Origin of the sequence: Myxosarcina sp. GI1, assembly GCF_000756305.1 — a bacterium.
Lineage (GTDB): Bacteria > Cyanobacteriota > Cyanobacteriia > Cyanobacteriales > Xenococcaceae > Myxosarcina.
This window is the reverse complement of sequence record NZ_JRFE01000017.1, coordinates 190,615-207,438: the sequence shown is the minus strand read 5'-3', so window position 1 is coordinate 207,438 and position 16,824 is coordinate 190,615. Positions and strand designations below refer to the sequence as shown.

Here is a 16,824-nt window from a genome sequence, read left to right as displayed (position 1 = left end):
AAATATAAAGAGTGTCGAGAAATACAGCTATGGCGATCGCTTTTATTTCGTTAGCGCAATATTTCCCCCTCCATACTGGATTACCATTAGTAGACCTCCCAACATTGCTAAATTTTTCAAAAACATCGCTTGCTGAAGTTCGGTAGAAAAGTTTGTATGAAAAATTAAGGTAGCGGGAACTAAAAATATAATTAGTAAGGTTGCGCCCCATCGGGGTTTAATTCCTAGCAATAGAGAACATGCCCCTAAAAGTTCCAGGGCGATCGCCGCTATGAGAAAGATTGATGTCAATGGCATTCCATGAGCAGACATATATTGCTGAGTGATAATGGGATGCAAAATCTTATTGATACCCGACCAAATAAAGAGTGCAGAAAGCGAGATACGAGCTAAAAGAGGAAGATAATTTTCAGTAGCATATAGTTCCCTGCGAAGACTTTTTTTATCGTTTGAAACTTCAGTAGATACGGTTTTCATTGCTTGTTCTCTAATTCTTGTCTTGACCTCTGTTTTACTCTGCCATTCTTTGCATCAAGTCGGTAATATTACTTTGACTGAGATCTTTTTGTTGCCACTTACCTACTAAGTTTAAAGTACCGTCTAAAAAGCCTTGACGACAAGCGCGACGCTGAATTTTCCCGCTGGTAGTTTTAGGAATGCTGCCCGTTTTGAGTAACAGTATGGTGTAGACATCTACAGTATGTTCTATTCCTACTGCTTGGCGAATAGCCGTTATAATTTCTTCTACAGGTAAACGCCGTAAGAAAGTTCTCTCTACTTCGCTAGCGATAACCAATCTTTCTTCTCCCGCAATTTCTACAGCAAAAGCAGCACCTGCATTAGTTCTTAGTGCGGGATGGGCATCTTGAACCGTTTGTTCGATGTGTTGGGGATAGCGATATGTACCCCAGATAATCATTACATCTTTGATCCGCCCGACGATATAGAGTTCGCCATCGCGGATAAATCCCAAGTCTCCAGTGCGTAAATAGGTTGTTTCTTTATTGTTGGCAAGATGAGCATTAAAGTCTCGTTCTGTTGCTTCTGGCTGCTGCCAGTAGCCTTTAGCAACTCCTCTGCCATTGACCCAAATTTCGCCGACGCGATTGCTCGGACATCTGGTTAAGGTTTCTGGATCTACAATGATAATTTCATCGCCCAACCAAGGGCAACCACAACTAACTACTGCTTTTGCCCGTTCTGTATCTGGTTCGACGCAGACAACCTTGTTTTCGGCTAAATCTGGCTCGCTGAGATACAAAACCTGGGGATATTTAGTTTTATCGACTCCCGTAATAAATAGAGTTGCTTCTGCCATCCCGTAGCAAGGATAAAAAGCCTCTGGCTTAAAACCACAGGGAGCGTATAGTTCGGCAAATTTAGCTAAAGTTTCAGCCCTTACTGTTTCAGCACCAGAAAAAGCCACTTCCCAATGGCTGAGATCGAGCGTCTCTCTTTGTTGGGGAGTAACTTTTTGGCACAAGAGATCGTAAGCAAAGTTTGGTCCGCCACTAGTAGTAATTTGATAGCGAGACATAGCCTGTAGCCATAAAACTGGCTGTTGAATTAGAGCTAGCGGCGACATTAAAACTGCGGGATAGCCTCCGTATAACGGCTGCATTACACCACCTACTAAGCCCATATCGTGAAACATAGGCAGCCACATCAAAATTTTGGTCTGTTGATGATGTTGAAAAGCCTGTTTGATTACTTCAGAGTTGTGCAGGATGTTGCCGTGAGTTACCATCACTCCTTTAGGGTTTCCTGTCGAACCAGAGGTGTATTGGAAAAAAGCTAGAGTATCGCTGTTTAGTTTTGGCTGCTGCCAGTTGCTAGCTAAATTTAGCTCTACGCGATCGCTAGCTATCCAAGGTAATTCTGCTAACTTAGGAGATAGTTTGACGTAACTCGCTATATTGCCCTTAATTCGTTCTAAAAGACTGTGGTTAGTGAGAATTACCTTAGCTTGAGAGTCAACAAGGCGATTTTGAAACTTGGAAATGGATTTGGTTTGCTGGGGAGGATAATCGGTAACGGCAATTACTCCTGCATACAAACAGCCCATAAAAGCAGCAATAAACTCTAATCCCTTATCATAGGGATAGATTAGCAAGGCGCGGTCGCCCGATTTAAGTGTACTTTGCAGCTTGGCAGCGATCGCTCTTGCCTGAGTATCTAATTCTCGATAAGTTACTTTACCCGATTCGTTTACGCCATCTGCTAAAAAAGTATAGGCAGTTTGTTCTGGAGCAATTGCGGCTCTGTGGAGTAAAATATCGACTGCTGTTAAATAGTTAACCATGCTTTGCTATTAAGTTATATCGAGTACGGATAATCACTTTAAATAAGGTTATCCTCAATGCCCTATTTCCCCAATCCTTCATATCTAAAATATTAAACTGTTCGACCAGACCTACAGATTATGGGTAATTGTCATCGTAACTGATGCTCAGACTAATTCAGCAGGTATTGTCGGCAGCAAAATTTTAAAGTTCGTACCTCTACCAACTCTACTATTAACTTCAATAGAACCACCAATGCGTTCTACTAGTTGTCGTACAATGGTCAATCCCAAACCCGCACCTGTAGTTTGCTGCTGATTGATGGCTTTAGTACTATAAAAACTATCAAAAACTTTATCGATTTCTTTAGCTTCAATACCAATTCCCGTATCGGCGATCGATAATTCAATGTATTCATTTTTGAGAGATGCCTGTACGTATACTTTACCGCCAGCAGGAGTAAACTGTAAGCTGTTGTTAAGTAAATTGATAATAATTTGTCTCAGCCAAGCCACAGGGCATGCTATAGGGGGCAAAGAAGCAGGTATAGTATATCCTAATTGAATGTTTTGTTCTCTTGCCAGTGGTTGATATGTACTAACAATCCCTGGAACAAATTCATCTAAATTCAACTGTCGATTTTCTGTAGGCGTACCCAACTGAAGCAGTTCGAGCAAACCACGTACTAGAGAATTTTGGCGATCGCATTCGCTACCAATCATCTGTAAATAACGCTGTCGCTGTTCGCCTTTAATTTGTTTAGATTCTAATAAGCTCAAAGCAGTCTTCATATGGGTAATTGGCGATCGCAACTCTCGCGCCAAGCTATTTAAAAACTCTTCTTGTAAGCCTGAAATTGCTGAATTCGTGCTTTGCTGTCGTTCTGAAGTCCGATGACTTTGAGTTCTTAATAATTCGCAACGTTCGATTTGCTTGAGTAACAGTTGGGCAAGCAGTGTCGATTCTCTATCTACTATTTGAGGAACCTGTAAGTCTGCTGCAACTATAAAATTATTAGTATCAGCTGCATTAGCAATTTGTTTTACTCCCGCCAAAATCTGTTCGATTACAGACGAATTAAAGCTAGATACCATTTGAATATAAGGCTGGGTCAACCTTTTTTGTGAAGATTCGACAACAATTTGTCCTTTTTGCCATTGAGATAAGAGCGCGATGGAGAATTGAGACGATAAGACAATCAAAAAAGACTCTCGTTGCAACCAAGAGTTTTTAATAAATTTAACAGGAACAACTTTTTTATTAGCTGCATCATCAGCCAGCGGACGAAAAGATTTTTTTTGCGTATTACACAAATAAATACGTTTGGCTTTGCCCGTTTGATAGTATTTTTGTATTAATTCCAGCCAAGTTTGGGTTTGAGGTAGCTTGACCCAAATTGTCGCTTGAAGCTGTTGTTCGATCGCCAGCTCGATAATTGCTTCAACATAAAATTTAAGAGTTTCAGCACCGATGGCAATCGAAGTTAAGGGAGTTTCTAAATCTTGAGTTAATTGATATAAAGATTCGGGAGACTTAACAGAGTTCATATTATTGCTAACAAGCTCATAACTAATTGCCAATCGAATACCGAATTTATGGTTACTATCTGTCAGGGTATAAACTACCGAAAAATGGCAGTCTACCAACCCCGACATTTAGTTGAGTTTGAATCTTAAATTAAAGTCAAATATGCAGACGATAATGAAAAAATATTACAAACAACTAGCTAAAGTTGCAACTACAGATTTTGCCAGCGAGTCTAAATGATAACCACCTTCCAAACCAAACAAAATCCTGGAGGAAACAGGCAGTATAGATTTAGTCAGCCAGGCATAGTCATCAGGATGTAGCGATATTCCCGCTAGAGGATCTTCACGATTGGCATCGTAACCCGCGCTGACAATTAGTAAATCTGGCTCGAACCCGCTTAAAAATGGCACTACTTCTCTGGTAAAAACTGGCTGATAGTCTTCGATGGTGCTGCCTGGATTCATCGGTAGATTAAGTACATTATTGTATTTACCGCGATCGCTCTTAGCTCCCGTACCTGGATAACAGGGATGTTGGTGTAAAGAACAGTAGATAATCTGGGAGTTATGTTCGACAATTGCCTCCGTACCGTTGCCATGATGTACGTCCCAATCTAGAATTGCTACTCGCTCGACTCCCGATTGTTGTAAAGCGTAATTTGCCGCGATCGCCGCATTAGAAAATAAACAAAAACCCATTCCTGTTTTAGCAGTTGCATGATGTCCTGGAGGACGTGCCAAAACAAATGCAGGACTATGTTTGTCGAGTACCCAATCTACTCCGTCTAACCAGGCATTGACTGCCAGTAGGGCAACTTCATAACTCCGAGCCGATAAAATTGTATCTCCGTCTAAATATCCTCCTCCTTTTTCCGAAATCAGTTTAATTCGTTCGATGTGTGCGGCAGTATGAATCTGACGCACCCAGGATAATACTTCTCTGTTTTCAATCGGGGTGGGTGAAAGCCATTCTAATTTGTCTTGCCAGGAAACCTGTTGTAAAGCTTCCGCTATTGCCGTCAAGCGCGCGGGACATTCGGGATGAGCGTAGCCCGTATCGTGTTCTAAAAATTCTGGAGAATAAATAACTGAAAGCATACTGGTAATTTAAAATTCAGCGATGCAATTAGTTTTAATCATAGATGAAGAATTGAATTGCAGAATTCGGAATTTTAATCTGTAGGGGCAAAGCACTACCTTGCCCCTCCGAATTATCTAACAAACTGAGGCATAATTTCTGCGGCGGTAAACAAACCAAAGATACCGCGTCCATTTAAAGCCGCACCTGCTTTGAGATAACCAAAAGCGGGACCACAAACATTGGCTGCCATGCTGGTTTCGTCGCCTAAGGTAAAGGTGTGAGTTGAGATTTTGCCCTCAAAGGTGCGTCCTGTAATTTTGACGTTGGTACTGAGAGGTTTTTTCGGATTGCGCGTATCCACAACACCCCCAACAGTAACGCGATCGCGACCGCAAATTCCCGCTAGCTCCAGCATAATATCATCGGCATGTTCCATATTTTCTAAGGCTAAAATTCCGTTGGTTTTATCTAGTAAAGCAGCCACTTCGCGATCGCTCATATTCCTTGCCCTCTCGACATCGTATCCAGGCATGTGAGCAATATCTTCGCGTATCGTAGCGCGATATGCCTCCCAGTTAGCAATACCCACGCCAAAAGTAATTTTAACGCTGTGAATTTCGGCAAAACTTTGAGCGGCAACGGCAGCGGCGGCGGTTAATAATCCTGGAGTGGCACCACAACCTGTTAGATAGGTGATTTTTGCTTGCTGTAGTTCGGAGCGTAATTCTAACAGTTGTTCTACCGCACTAGTGCGTTTGAGAGCATCAACTAGTACTCCCTGCCACCCAGAGCGAATGAACTGTCGGACAACATCTGCCATAAAAGTATTGGGTAGATTGGGCAATGCTAGAAAATATCCATCTACAGCAGCATTGGTCAATAAATCTTGAATGCTAGTGTTACTAAAAGTACCGTAAGGTTCGAGATAACCCAAAGAATGGCGATCTCTATAGGCTTCAACTGCCGTATTAACATCTAATCCTGTCTGACAGTAAGCGTAGCCTTTTTGGTCTGCTGCTGCCGTCCAAATCATTTCGCTTTTTGGAGCCAAAACTCTGGCTGCGGCTTGTCCCAAACCTCCAAAACCCAAAACACCAATTCTTAGGGGTTGGTTCACTCTGTCTACAATCATGTTTATGTCTAATTAATATTTAACCAGTTTTAATTATGTGAGTTAACGGCATCATAAGTAAATTAAAAGTCGATCTAAAAAATTTTTGCTATCGGTCGATTTTTTCTGTCATTTTGTATAGATTTATTAATTAATTGCCGTTCTAACCCTTGACTCGCTGTATAAACTAAGAAAAACTTAAATAATGAGATAGTAAGTAATTTATCAATTATTAATTTTTGATAATATTTTCATATTATTAATACAACTGTTAAAGATGAGTATCATCAAAAGCAGTTGGAAAACGCAACTAATTAGATCTATCTAACGTTTAGCTCTAATATCAGCCAAACAAAAGCGATCGCCATCAAAGCAATGGAAACACTAGAATTTATCATTTATCCTGACGGCAGAGTAAAAGAAACGGTTACAGGCATTGTCGGGTCTTCTTGTCAAGAGGTGACCAGGGCAATTGAAGCGCAGCTTGGAGTAGTAGTTTCTCAATTGCAAACTTCAGATTACTACGCTCAACAAGTAAATCAGTCGGAAAAAGTTGCCACTCAAAGCACCTTTAGTGCATCGGATTGGTAAGTTCGTGAAATGGTTTGAAAAAAAGTTCATTAAGAAACAAGAAATATGTCACATTTTAGTAATATCAAAACCAAGATTCGCAATTTGTCTTCATTAAAAGCCGCTCTCAACGATGTAGGAGTAAATTGGAAATCAGGTCCCGCGCAAGTCCGAGGATATCAGGGGCAAACTCGCCAAGCCGAAGTGCTAATCGAACAAAACAATAACTACGATGTTGGTTTTAGCTGGAACGGCAGTGAATATGAGTTAGTAGCCGACCTGCAATATTGGCAACAGCCCCTAACGGTAGACGGTTTTTTAAGACAGGTAACTCAACGTTATGCCTATCATACTGTTGTCAACGAAGCTAGTAATCAAGGATTTTCAATTTCAGAACAACAACAAAATAAAGACGGTTCGCTCCGTCTCGTAGTTCAACGCTGGAGTGCGTAATGTCCGATTTTTCTAATACCTCCAATCGCTCTGGTTTTGAGCCAGAATTAGGGGGTATATTCCGAGAATCAGAAACTAGAACGGGTTTTGAGCCAGAATTAGGTGGAGCTTTGCGCCAAAAAGGTGCATATGTCGATGAAAATAGATGTATCGGCTGCAAACACTGCGCCCATACCGCACCTAATACTTTTTATATCGAATCGGAACACGGACGAGCTAGAGTCTTCAATCAAGATGGTGATTCATTAGAAATTATCGAAGAGGCGATCGATACTTGTCCTGTAAACTGCATTCACTGGGTAGACTGGATCGAACTCAAGCAGTTAGAGGCAGACCGCAAATATCAAATTATCGAACATTTAGCTTTGCCGCCAGCAATGAGAAAATCATCGATGAATAAAAAAAGCCGTATGCCTGGAAAAATTAAATAATTAAAGATAACTCAGTTAATTTTTTTAGACCTCAATAGGTAAACTCTATTGAGGTTTTATATTTGTTTTTATAGTTCACGGGGAGGATATCTTGAATAGTTCGATCGCATCACCTAATTTAATCTCATCTCTGTGGTATCCCCTCAGTCTGGTCATGCTGTATCTGGCAATTTTAGTTCTTATTGCCGAGGGATTAAGCCGCTTTGTGGCTAATGATTCCGAACTGACCAGAAAGATAGTTCATATTGGCAGCGGCAATGTAATTATGCTCGCCTGGTGGCTGAATATTTCCACTACCGTAATTATTAGTGCCGCCGTAATTGCGGCAGCGATCGCCGTAAGTTCTTATTTTTTGCCTATTCTGCCAAGTATTAACAGTGTCGGACGCAACAGTCTGGGTACGCTATTTTATGCCATCAGCATCGGTGTTTTAGCGGCTTTGTTTTGGCAAGATTATCCTCAATACACCACAATTGGCATTTTAGTAATGGCCTGGGGAGATGGTATGGCGGCTATTATCGGACAAAATTTTGGCAATCACACTTATAAAATTGGCAAGATTACTAAAAGCTGGGAAGGTTCTCTGGCAATGGCAATTTCAGCATTTATAGTTTGCGCTTCGATCCTGCTCGCAGTTGAGGGTCAAAGCTGGCAGAATTGGTCAATTTCCCTTATCGTGGCAATAGTAGCTACTGCTTTAGAAGCTTTTTCGCTTCTAGGAATTGATAATTTAACCGTTCCTATTGGCAGTGCTACACTCTGTTTTTGGTGTGTTCGAGTATTATTAAATTAATTAATCTTTTGTAAAATTATTAAAATTCTATTGGAATTCTTGCGTTTTAACTATTACTAACTATGACAAATTCGACCTCTACCCCAAACCCCGACCAATCTCCTTTAGAAGATCGACCACAAGATAGTTACGTTAAGCTAGCTATGCGTAATATGGTGCGAAAAGGAGGCAGATCTTTAAGACACTTTTTCCTGACTACCGTTGGTTTATTAGCAGTGTTAATTGGTTTGGCTTATTTGACCAGATAAAATCGTATGAATTCAATTACGGCTCAGATTCAGCTTACAGCTTTTATCGAAAATCATTACTCGAAAGCAATTACTGAGGATCTGGACAATATTAGCTCGATCGATTGGAACCGTTGGTTTCAAAACTGGATTAATTTCTTACAGCCCCAAATTTTTAATAATACCTACAAACGACACGAGTACCCGAAACAGCTACGCAGCCGCCAGCCCATGCTGCAAACGCCTTCTCCGAAGGCTGATGACGCATTCACGTCGCGTATTCGGAGGACGCGTTCTTATGAACTCAGCTTGAGATTGACAAGCGATCGCGAAATGGCAACTTTTAATCGCCAATATCGTCATCAAGATCGGGCGACGGATGTTTTGGCATTTGCTGCATTAGAAACAGATATGCCCCAAATAACAGATTTCGACGAACCGCTATATTTAGGAGATATTATTATTTCTCTCGATACTGCCCTCAGACAAGCACAGTCGCACAATCATTCTTTAACTAAAGAATTAGCTTGGTTGTCGAGTCATGGTTTATTGCATCTTTTAGGATGGGATCATCCAGATGAAGCTAGTCTGACTGAAATGCTCGATCGCCAGTCAGATTTATTAAGCCTAGTTGGTTTATAGTCCAGCTATCGTTTAGTAGCAAAATTTGCTATGAAGATCGCTCGATATAAATATTTGTAGTTAAAGATTTTTTCTATATACCGAATGTTGGATTAGGATAACAAATAAAAACTAGCTTCGATTTCGTTAAGCAAGTGTGAGGATAACCCTAGAGGTTTTAGTTTAAATATGACCGAATCAACCAATTTCAATAATGTAGTTCGAGACACTTCTGATTCTACTAATAAACCAGTTTTGAGACAGTTGGCCTGGCAAGTCGCACCTAACTTATTTTTAAGTTTTAAATATGCCTGGGCAGGGGTAAAATACGCCTTTCTCACTCAAAGGAACTTTCGGATACATACAGCAATAGGCGCACTTGCAGTTAGCCTCGGCAGTTATCTACACATTCAGCCGATGGAAATGGCAGTTATTGTTTTGACATGCGCCATTGTCATGGTTTTAGAATTGATTAATACGGCGATTGAAGCGGTAGTCGATCTAACAGTAAAGCAAAGTTATCACGAACTCGCTAAAATTGCTAAGGACTGTGCGGCAGGGGCAGTTTTAATTGGTGCGACCGCAGCGGTGTTAGTAGCCGCGTTTATTTTATTACCCCCTCTGCTACAGCCATTAGTATCGTTTTAATAACGGAGATTGGCGTTGATTATAGTTATAGACAACTACGATAGTTTTACTTATAACTTAGTTCAATATCTAGGAGAGTTGGGACAAGAGTTTCCAGTTGCCAAAGATATTAAAGTGTATCGGAACGATCGCATCGATTTAGAAACTATTGAAGCTTTAAAGCCAGATGGTGTAGTTATTTCTCCCGGTCCAGGTCGTCCTGAAGATGCGGGGATTTCACTACAGTTAATCGAAAAGCTCGGCTCCAGGCTGCCTATTTTAGGAGTTTGTCTGGGTCATCAAAGTATCGGGCAGGTGTTTGGCGGTAAAATTGTTGCCGCTCCCAGCTTGATGCACGGCAAAACCTCCGAAGTCAGCCATCAAAATGTGGGCGTATTTAAAGGAATCGATTCGCCTTTTACCGCTACGCGATACCATAGTTTGGTAATCGATCGCAGTTCCATACCCGACGTTTTAGAAATAACTGCCTGGGTAGAAGACGGGACGATTATGGGCGTACGCCATCGGAACTTTCCTCATATTCAAGGAGTCCAATTTCATCCAGAAAGTATTCTGACTAATTCGGGCAAGCAATTACTGCGTAATTTTTTAGAATCTATCAGTTGACAATTTAGCTAACAAGTTTATGAAACGGCGACAGTTAATCTGTTATGGTGTGGGAGGAGCAGTAGGAGCGATCGCTGCTAACTGGGTTTCTGCCTCTAAATCTCTGGCTCAAAACACCAGCGAATCAATAACCATAGAGTATTTTGGTCATACCTGTTTTTTGTTTACAGGTAACGGTTTGAAAGTTTTGGTCAATCCCTTTCGTGCCGCAGGCTGTACTGCTGGCTATTCGCTTCCCCAGGTAGAAGTAGATGTGGTCTTAATTAGCAGCTTTCTCTTAGATGAGGGGGCGGTAGAAGAAGTAGCGGGTAACCCCAGAATTATTACTCAATCTGGAGATTATCAAGTAGGCAATATTAAATTTCAGGGAATCAGTACCCCACACGACCGCGAAGGCGGCAGGCGTTTTGGCAAAAATACTGCCTGGCGTTGGAATCAGGCAGGAATTAATATTCTGCATTTAGGCGGTGCCGCAGCACCGATTACCATCGAAGAAAAAATTCTCATGGGTAGTCCCGATGTGGTGCTAATTCCCGTCGGTGGTGGGGCCAAAGCCTACGATCCCCAACAGGCTAAAAAAGCAATTTCCGCACTCAATCCTAAAGTAGTAATTCCCACTCAGTATCTTACTGCTGCTGCTAATAAAGAAAATTGCGATCTTGTAGGAGTAGAAGAATTTTTAAATTTGACTTCCGAGATGGAAGTCAAAAGATTAGATAGCAATAGTATTTCTATTAAGCCTACAGATCTACCCCAAGAAGGTACTTTAGTTCGAGTTCTCAACTATACTTAACCTAAACTTTTTTGATAATGCTATAAAATCTATCGAACTTATGTATACTTAAGCTCGTTCGGCAGATGAGTTACTTATTTTTTTTGGGAATAGGCTTGGGAACAATTTGGTGGGGCATTAGAACCACAGAAGAAGTAGCGCGGCTCACGGCGGCAATTGTCGGTGCCTTACTTTTGATATGGGGACTGTGTCTAACTCCCCAATCATTTTTACTCATAGCAGAGGTGTTAGCAATTCTGGCAATATTTCGGATTTGTGTTCGCTGCTGCAAATGTTAGTAAAATCTACGATAACAATTTTTTACTATTAAGCAAAACTCAATCTTTCTATGGTCTTAATTATGTACTAATTTGGAATGAATTATGTACGAGATACCTCCAAATGTTACAGGGTTTGCAACCGAGCAAATAATGGATATTTCTAAATTTAAAATTCTCTGTTATTCCTTACAAGGATTCGGTTTGTTGAAAGTAGTAGAAGTTTACGAGTATAGGTATCCAGATAATTTCTACAAAGCCAAAGTACAGGATAAAGAAGAAAAATTTTATATTTACATAAATTACGGTACTTTTGTATTTGGATTCAGTAAAGTTTCAGATATATATAAATTAGGTGGATCTTTTATAGATAAACCATTATTAAAAGAAGCTTTAAAGGAATTGGATGATAAACATTCTGTTGTCTCGGCAAATATCTTAAACTCAGAAGCTACTAAGAGAAATTTAGGTTTACTAAATGAGCAGGAATATAGACAAGTTATATATTGGTATCCAGATACCATAGGGGAAGTACTTTTTTCGCCATGTTTCGATTGACTTTTGCTAACTTAAAAACTTAACTAATTCCTCTAGTTTCTGCCATGCCGCACCACTGGCAATAATTTCTCGTGCTGTTTCTATACTTTGAAGATTATCGCCAAAAGGCACTAACTCGGCAACCTGTAAAGCTAAAGCAGCATTTAAAGCCACTACATCCTGTTGCGATCGCTTGCCTTTGCCTTGTAAAACGTTTTTTAAAATAGCAGCGTTCTCGTTCACTTCTCCTCCTTTTAATTCTGCTAAAGAGGCGTGAGTCAAACCTAATTCTTGGGGATCGATCGCACTATAGTTAACTTTCCCCTCGCTCAACAATGCCAGATCGCTTTTGTCCCCCAACCCTGCTTCATCTAATCTTTCTCGACCGTGTAAGACAATTGCCTTTGAGATTTTGAGCCGATTTAAAGCCTCCGCCATACTGCTGATAAACTTAGGGTCATACACGCCAATTACCTGACCTGTAGGAGAAAGAGGATTGACCAGAGGACCTAATAAGTTAAATACCGTTCTAACTTTGAGGGTAGTTCTTAAAGGAGCGACAGCTTTCATGGCAGGGTGCCACCCAGGAGCGAATAAAAAAGTAATTCCTACTTCATCTAGTGCCGAGCGCACCTGTTCGGTTGGTGCCTTGAGATTTACTCCCAAATACTCTAAAACATCTGCCGAACCAACTTTGCTAGAAGCAGAACGATTGCCATGTTTGGCAACTCTAACACCTGCTGCTGCCACTACAAACGCTACCGCAGTAGAAATATTAAAAGTAGCAGCACCGTCGCCTCCCGTACCGCAGGTGTCGATAACTGGCAAGTCGTGTCGAACTTCTGGCTGTTGCCTGGACTGAGATTTTAGTACCTGTGCCATTCCTGCTAGTTCGTCGGCAGATACTCCCTTAGCTTGTATTGCCGCCAAAATTGCCCCCGAAACGACGATGGGAATGTTTTCTTGTAGCCACCCCGTCATCAATTCAGCCGCTTGAGCTTGAGATAGAGAACGACCTTCTAAGAGTTGCTGTAAGAGTTGGGAAAAGTCTAAATCTGTCTTGCCAGATATCATTATTGGTACTTGCGATTGCAACAGTTGCGTTGTCAGAAAAGATTTACAATCTAAAATTGTATTCTCTATTAAGTTAGATTTGTCGGAAAGTTTAGTATATCTATGAAATATTTTCTTCGCCTAAGTGCTTGTTTATTGTTGTTAATCGTGTTAGCTTTTCCCCTGCCCGCTCTTGGAGCAAGTTCTACTTCTGTTACTCCTTCTGCTTTCAGTGAGTTTACTAAAGACGAACTCCGAAACAAAAATTTTGCTGGTAAGGATCTAGAGAGTGTTGATTTTGCCAAAGTCGAGCTAGAAGATGCCGATTTTAGTAACGCCAATCTTCGAGGAGCGGTATTTAACGCTTCCAATCTGTCTAATGCCAATCTCAGCGGTGTTGACTTTACCTATGGGTTTGCTTATTTGACTAATTTTGATGGTGCCAATTTGAGCGATGCTATTTTTGAAGAGGCAGTTCTTTCATTTTCTACATTTGAAGGAACTAAGATAAAAGGGGCTGATTTTACTAATGCAGTTTTAGAAAAATGGCAGATTAAACAACTATGTGCTGACGCTTCTGGCGAAAATTCTAAAACAGGTGTTAACACTAGAGACTCTATAGGCTGTAGATAGCTTATCAATGAACAGCGAACAATGAACAGTGTTTAGTGCTTCGTTGCTCATTGCTCATTGTGAGGGCATAATTCGGAGGTTTCCTCCGAATGCTGACCACCCGAAATTGCTCATCGATAATTTGTCGCGCTGCTACAATTTTTCTTGAGAAATCATGGTTTGACAGTAGTTAATAAGTTTATCTATGCGAGTATCTATGCTCTGCAATCTCGCTTTTTTAGTAGCAGTTTGACGAGCGGAAGCTAAAAAAATTACATCTGTCGATAATAAACGAAATTCTCTAATTAGTTCTCTTTGTATGGCTTGCCAGCTAGGTGCGATCTCCACTTCGGCTAAATGTTCCGCGCTTGAGTGAGCTATTTTTTCCTCAAACCACTGCTGTATTTTTCTAAAGCGTTCTTTGGTTGTGGTTGGGTTGATTTTTTGTGCATCGTCTTTAAAGTTCTCTTTAAATTTTGTTAATAAAACTAAAAATTCCTGATATGCTTTTTGTTGTGGTGCAGATAACATTTTAAAGACTGAATACGGTAAAATTTTGTTAAACAAGCTTGACTTTTATACTGTCATCTTAACGACAAAATATATTATAATGAAGTTTTTATCGTTAATTATTTAAAATCGAACTTTAAAGAATCTGCGAGCATTTGCTCTTGTAGCTAGAGATTTTCTCAAATACCGCCGTTTCTTCGTTTGATTTATACTTTTATTATCTATTATCAAGCTCTAACCTAACTAATTAGTGGCTTTCGAGAATTTTAAAAATAGTTATTCATCTAAAATATTTTTTATTTTAAACAATTAATTCTCGTTCCTTTTGCAGATAACCCAGCCACCACCACCAATTTATGACTGCCATCTATCTCGCCGAAACTCCAAAAACAGAACTAGAACTTCCTGATTGGTTACAAGCGTGTTTGCTCCAACAAAAGTCGGACAGCAACCAGACGGATGCCGATTTAATTTGTCGCGCCTTCAATTTTGCTTATAAATTGCACGAAGGTCAATACCGAAAATCTGGAGCTCCTTATATTGCTCATCCAGTTGCCGTAGCTGGCTTATTAAGGGACTTAGGAGGTGATAGCGTCACTATTGCGGCTGGTTTTTTGCATGATGTTGTCGAAGATACCGAGGTAACTTTAGAGGAAATTGAAGAACTTTTTGGTCTTCAGGTACGGCAGTTAGTAGAGGGCGTAACCAAGCTTTCTAAATTTAATTTTTCTAGTAAGACCGAACGCCAGGCTGAAAATTTTCGGCGGATGTTTTTAGCAATGGCAACCGACATCCGCGTGATTGTGGTCAAGCTAGCAGATCGGCTGCATAATATGCGGACGTTAGAGCATCTCGATCCTAAAAAGCAAAAGCGCATCAGCTTGGAAACGCGAGAAATATTTGCTCCTCTAGCCAATAGATTGGGAATTGGTCGGTTTAAATGGGAATTAGAAGATTTATGCTTCAAATACTTAGAACCAGAAGCTTACGAGCAAATAAAAGCTTTAGTTGCCGAACGCCGCGCCGATCGCGAAGCGAGAATTGCTTGGGTAACAGAAACATTGCGATCGCGTCTGGAAAAACTAAAAATTAGAATTTCAGAACTGCAAGGCAGACCAAAACATCTTTACGGCATTTACCAAAAGATGCAGCGGCAGCATAAGGAATTCAGTCAAATTTACGATATTGCTGCCTTTAGAATTATTGTCGAAACTAATGAGGAATGTTACCGCGCTTTAGCGGTAGTTCACGATGCTTTCAAACCAATCCCAGGACGTTTTAAAGACTATATTGGTTTGCCCAAACCAAACCGCTATCAATCTCTTCATACTACCGTCGTCGGTTCCAACGGTCGTCCGATCGAAGTTCAAATTCGGACGATGGAAATGCACCACGTTGCCGAATATGGAATTGCCGCTCACTGGAAGTATAAAGAATCAGGTTCGAGCGACCTACAGGTATCTTCAGATGATGACAAGTTTACCTGGCTACGGCAGCTTTTAGAATGGCAAAACGATCTTAAAGATGCTCAAGAATATATCGACAGCCTCAAAGACAATTTATTTGAAGACGATGTTTATGTCTTTACTCCTAACGGAGATGTTATCGCTCTGGCACATGGATCTACAGCCGTAGATTTTGCTTATCGCATCCATACCGAGGTAGGCAATCACATGAAAGGGGCGAGAGTCAACGGACGCTGGACGATGCTATCTCAACCTTTAGAAAATGGCGATATTGTCGAAATTGTTACGCAAAAAAACAGCCATCCCAGTTTGGACTGGCTCAACTTTGTCGTCACTCCCTCAGCACGCAATCGCATTCGCCAATGGTACAAAAGATCGCATCGGGATGAAAACATCGCTCGCGGTAAAGAGCTATTAGAAAAAGAGTTGGGTAAAAGTGGCTTGGATTCGCTGTTAAAATCCGAACCGATGCAAACGGTAGCCCAGCGCTGCAACTATTTATCTGTAGATGACTTACTAGCAGCATTAGGCTATGGAGAGATAACTTTAAATCAGGTTGTCAATCGCCTACGAGATGTAGTTAAAGAACAGCAGCCAGTAGAAGAAGTTGAATCGGAACTCGATACTGAAATATCGGTTTCTAACGATCGCGTTGCTCCCTCTAGTTCTAATAGCAATTCACCGATTATCGGCGTAGAAGGTCTGTTGCATCACCTGGCAGGCTGTTGCAAGCCCCTGCCTGGAGAATCAATCATAGGTGTGGTAACTCAAAATGCTCGCGGCATTTCCATTCACTGCCAAGATTGCGTCAATGTAGAAAAAGTACCAGGAGAACGTTTGGTACCCGTTAGCTGGAATTCCAACGACGAACGAGGACAGGTTTTGACCTATCCTGTAGACATTCAAATCGAAGCACTCGATCGCGTCGGGGTACTAAAAGATATCTTAGCTCGGTTGAGCGATCGCGGAATCAACATTCGTAATGCAGGAGTTAAAACCAGTCGCAATCGACCAGCTTTAATTTCTCTAAGTTTGGATATCCGCGATCGCCAACAGTTTGAATACATCTTACAGAGAATTCAAAAGATGAGCGACGTGTTAAATATTCATCGGGTGATAAACAGCGATCGCTAATAGATAACAGGAAAGATTTTTTGTGACGCGGAGACAGTAGAAGTATCTAGTAGAGAAATTCCCAAGTCTCTTAGTCTCCTGTTATTCTCTAAAGCATAAAGCATAACTTG

The 16,824-nt window shown here is 40.9% G+C and carries 20 protein-coding genes; 13 read left to right on the top strand and 7 right to left on the bottom strand.

The features are described 5' to 3' along the window. Positions 1-42: 42 nt before the first annotated feature. From KV40_RS13795 to KV40_RS13775, 5 genes are all read right to left on the bottom strand, one after another. Positions 43-477: a DoxX family protein gene (locus tag KV40_RS13795; protein ID WP_072013823.1), complete on the bottom strand. Its 435-nt coding sequence runs from the start codon at positions 475-477 to the stop codon at positions 43-45. A 34-nt stretch (positions 478-511) separates the two neighbouring features. Then, complete coding sequence (locus tag KV40_RS13790; RefSeq protein ID WP_036482391.1) at positions 512-2,302, bottom strand: fatty acyl-AMP ligase; 1,791 nt, start codon at positions 2,300-2,302, stop codon at positions 512-514. Positions 2,303-2,449: 147 nt separating this feature from the next. Beyond that, complete coding sequence (locus tag KV40_RS13785) at positions 2,450-3,829, bottom strand: ATP-binding protein (RefSeq protein WP_036482648.1); 1,380 nt, start codon at positions 3,827-3,829, stop codon at positions 2,450-2,452. Positions 3,830-3,994: 165 nt separating this feature from the next. Next, complete coding sequence (locus tag KV40_RS13780) at positions 3,995-4,909, bottom strand: histone deacetylase (RefSeq protein ID WP_036482388.1); 915 nt, start codon at positions 4,907-4,909, stop codon at positions 3,995-3,997. A gap of 113 nt (positions 4,910-5,022) precedes the next feature. Continuing rightward, entirely contained in the window at positions 5,023-6,024 is a 1,002-nt protein-coding gene (locus KV40_RS13775) for a saccharopine dehydrogenase-like oxidoreductase (protein ID WP_036482385.1), read from the bottom strand. A gap of 354 nt (positions 6,025-6,378) precedes the next feature. Here KV40_RS13775 and KV40_RS13770 point away from each other — a divergent pair, with 354 nt between their 5' ends. The 11 genes from KV40_RS13770 to KV40_RS13720 all read left to right on the top strand — a co-directional run bounded on the left by KV40_RS13770 (position 6,379) and on the right by KV40_RS13720 (position 11,960). After that, positions 6,379-6,594 (top strand): DUF2997 domain-containing protein, encoded by a 216-nt coding sequence (locus KV40_RS13770; RefSeq protein WP_036482382.1) that lies wholly within the window; start codon positions 6,379-6,381, stop codon positions 6,592-6,594. A gap of 45 nt (positions 6,595-6,639) precedes the next feature. Continuing rightward, a complete protein-coding gene (locus KV40_RS13765) occupies positions 6,640-7,026 on the top strand; it encodes a DUF1257 domain-containing protein (RefSeq protein ID WP_036482379.1) in 387 nt (128 codons plus the stop codon). Next, positions 7,026-7,457 (top strand): ferredoxin, encoded by a 432-nt coding sequence (locus KV40_RS13760; RefSeq protein ID WP_036482376.1) that lies wholly within the window; start codon positions 7,026-7,028, stop codon positions 7,455-7,457. Before KV40_RS13765 ends, KV40_RS13760 begins: the two co-directional genes overlap by 1 nt. Positions 7,458-7,611: 154 nt before the next feature. Further along, on the top strand, positions 7,612-8,250 hold the full coding sequence (locus KV40_RS13755; protein ID WP_072013822.1) for a diacylglycerol/polyprenol kinase family protein: 639 nt from the start codon (positions 7,612-7,614) through the stop codon (positions 8,248-8,250). 62 nt (positions 8,251-8,312) lie between these two features. Continuing rightward, positions 8,313-8,498 (top strand): DUF3285 domain-containing protein, encoded by a 186-nt coding sequence (locus tag KV40_RS13750; RefSeq protein WP_036482373.1) that lies wholly within the window; start codon positions 8,313-8,315, stop codon positions 8,496-8,498. A 6-nt stretch (positions 8,499-8,504) separates the two neighbouring features. Beyond that, positions 8,505-9,119 (top strand): rRNA maturation RNase YbeY, encoded by a 615-nt coding sequence (ybeY, locus tag KV40_RS13745; RefSeq protein WP_052055625.1) that lies wholly within the window; start codon positions 8,505-8,507, stop codon positions 9,117-9,119. A gap of 168 nt (positions 9,120-9,287) precedes the next feature. Further along, positions 9,288-9,746: a diacylglycerol kinase family protein gene (locus KV40_RS13740; protein ID WP_036482371.1), complete on the top strand. Its 459-nt coding sequence runs from the start codon at positions 9,288-9,290 to the stop codon at positions 9,744-9,746. A 15-nt stretch (positions 9,747-9,761) separates the two neighbouring features. After that, entirely contained in the window at positions 9,762-10,352 is a 591-nt protein-coding gene (locus KV40_RS13735; protein WP_036482368.1) for an aminodeoxychorismate/anthranilate synthase component II, read from the top strand. 19 nt (positions 10,353-10,371) lie between these two features. Continuing rightward, positions 10,372-11,145, top strand: coding sequence for an MBL fold metallo-hydrolase (locus tag KV40_RS13730; protein WP_036482366.1), 774 nt, complete (start codon positions 10,372-10,374; stop codon positions 11,143-11,145). A gap of 65 nt (positions 11,146-11,210) precedes the next feature. Continuing rightward, on the top strand, positions 11,211-11,423 hold the full coding sequence (locus KV40_RS13725) for a hypothetical protein (protein WP_036482364.1): 213 nt from the start codon (positions 11,211-11,213) through the stop codon (positions 11,421-11,423). Positions 11,424-11,507: 84 nt separating this feature from the next. Next, on the top strand, positions 11,508-11,960 hold the full coding sequence (locus KV40_RS13720; protein WP_036482362.1) for a hypothetical protein: 453 nt from the start codon (positions 11,508-11,510) through the stop codon (positions 11,958-11,960). A gap of 6 nt (positions 11,961-11,966) precedes the next feature. On the opposite strand, the gene trpD is transcribed toward KV40_RS13720, so the two are convergent. Next, complete coding sequence (gene trpD / locus KV40_RS13715; RefSeq protein ID WP_036482361.1) at positions 11,967-13,013, bottom strand: anthranilate phosphoribosyltransferase; 1,047 nt, start codon at positions 13,011-13,013, stop codon at positions 11,967-11,969. A gap of 102 nt (positions 13,014-13,115) precedes the next feature. On the opposite strand from trpD, the gene KV40_RS13710 reads away from it, so the two are divergent. After that, a complete protein-coding gene (locus tag KV40_RS13710) occupies positions 13,116-13,625 on the top strand; it encodes a pentapeptide repeat-containing protein (protein ID WP_036482358.1) in 510 nt (169 codons plus the stop codon). Between the two features lie 132 nt (positions 13,626-13,757). Here the strand turns inward: KV40_RS13710 and patD are convergent, their stop codons facing one another. Continuing rightward, positions 13,758-14,135 carry a heterocyst frequency control protein PatD gene (gene patD, locus KV40_RS13705; RefSeq protein WP_036482355.1) on the bottom strand — a complete coding sequence of 126 codons (378 nt, stop codon included), beginning with the start codon at positions 14,133-14,135 and terminating at the stop codon, positions 13,758-13,760. A 335-nt stretch (positions 14,136-14,470) separates the two neighbouring features. Between patD and KV40_RS13700 the strand changes: the two genes are divergently transcribed. Beyond that, the gene (locus KV40_RS13700; RefSeq protein WP_036482352.1) at positions 14,471-16,714 is read left to right on the top strand and encodes a bifunctional (p)ppGpp synthetase/guanosine-3',5'-bis(diphosphate) 3'-pyrophosphohydrolase; all 2,244 of its coding nucleotides are present in this window, start codon (positions 14,471-14,473) and stop codon (positions 16,712-16,714) included. Positions 16,715-16,824: the final 110 nt, after the last annotated feature.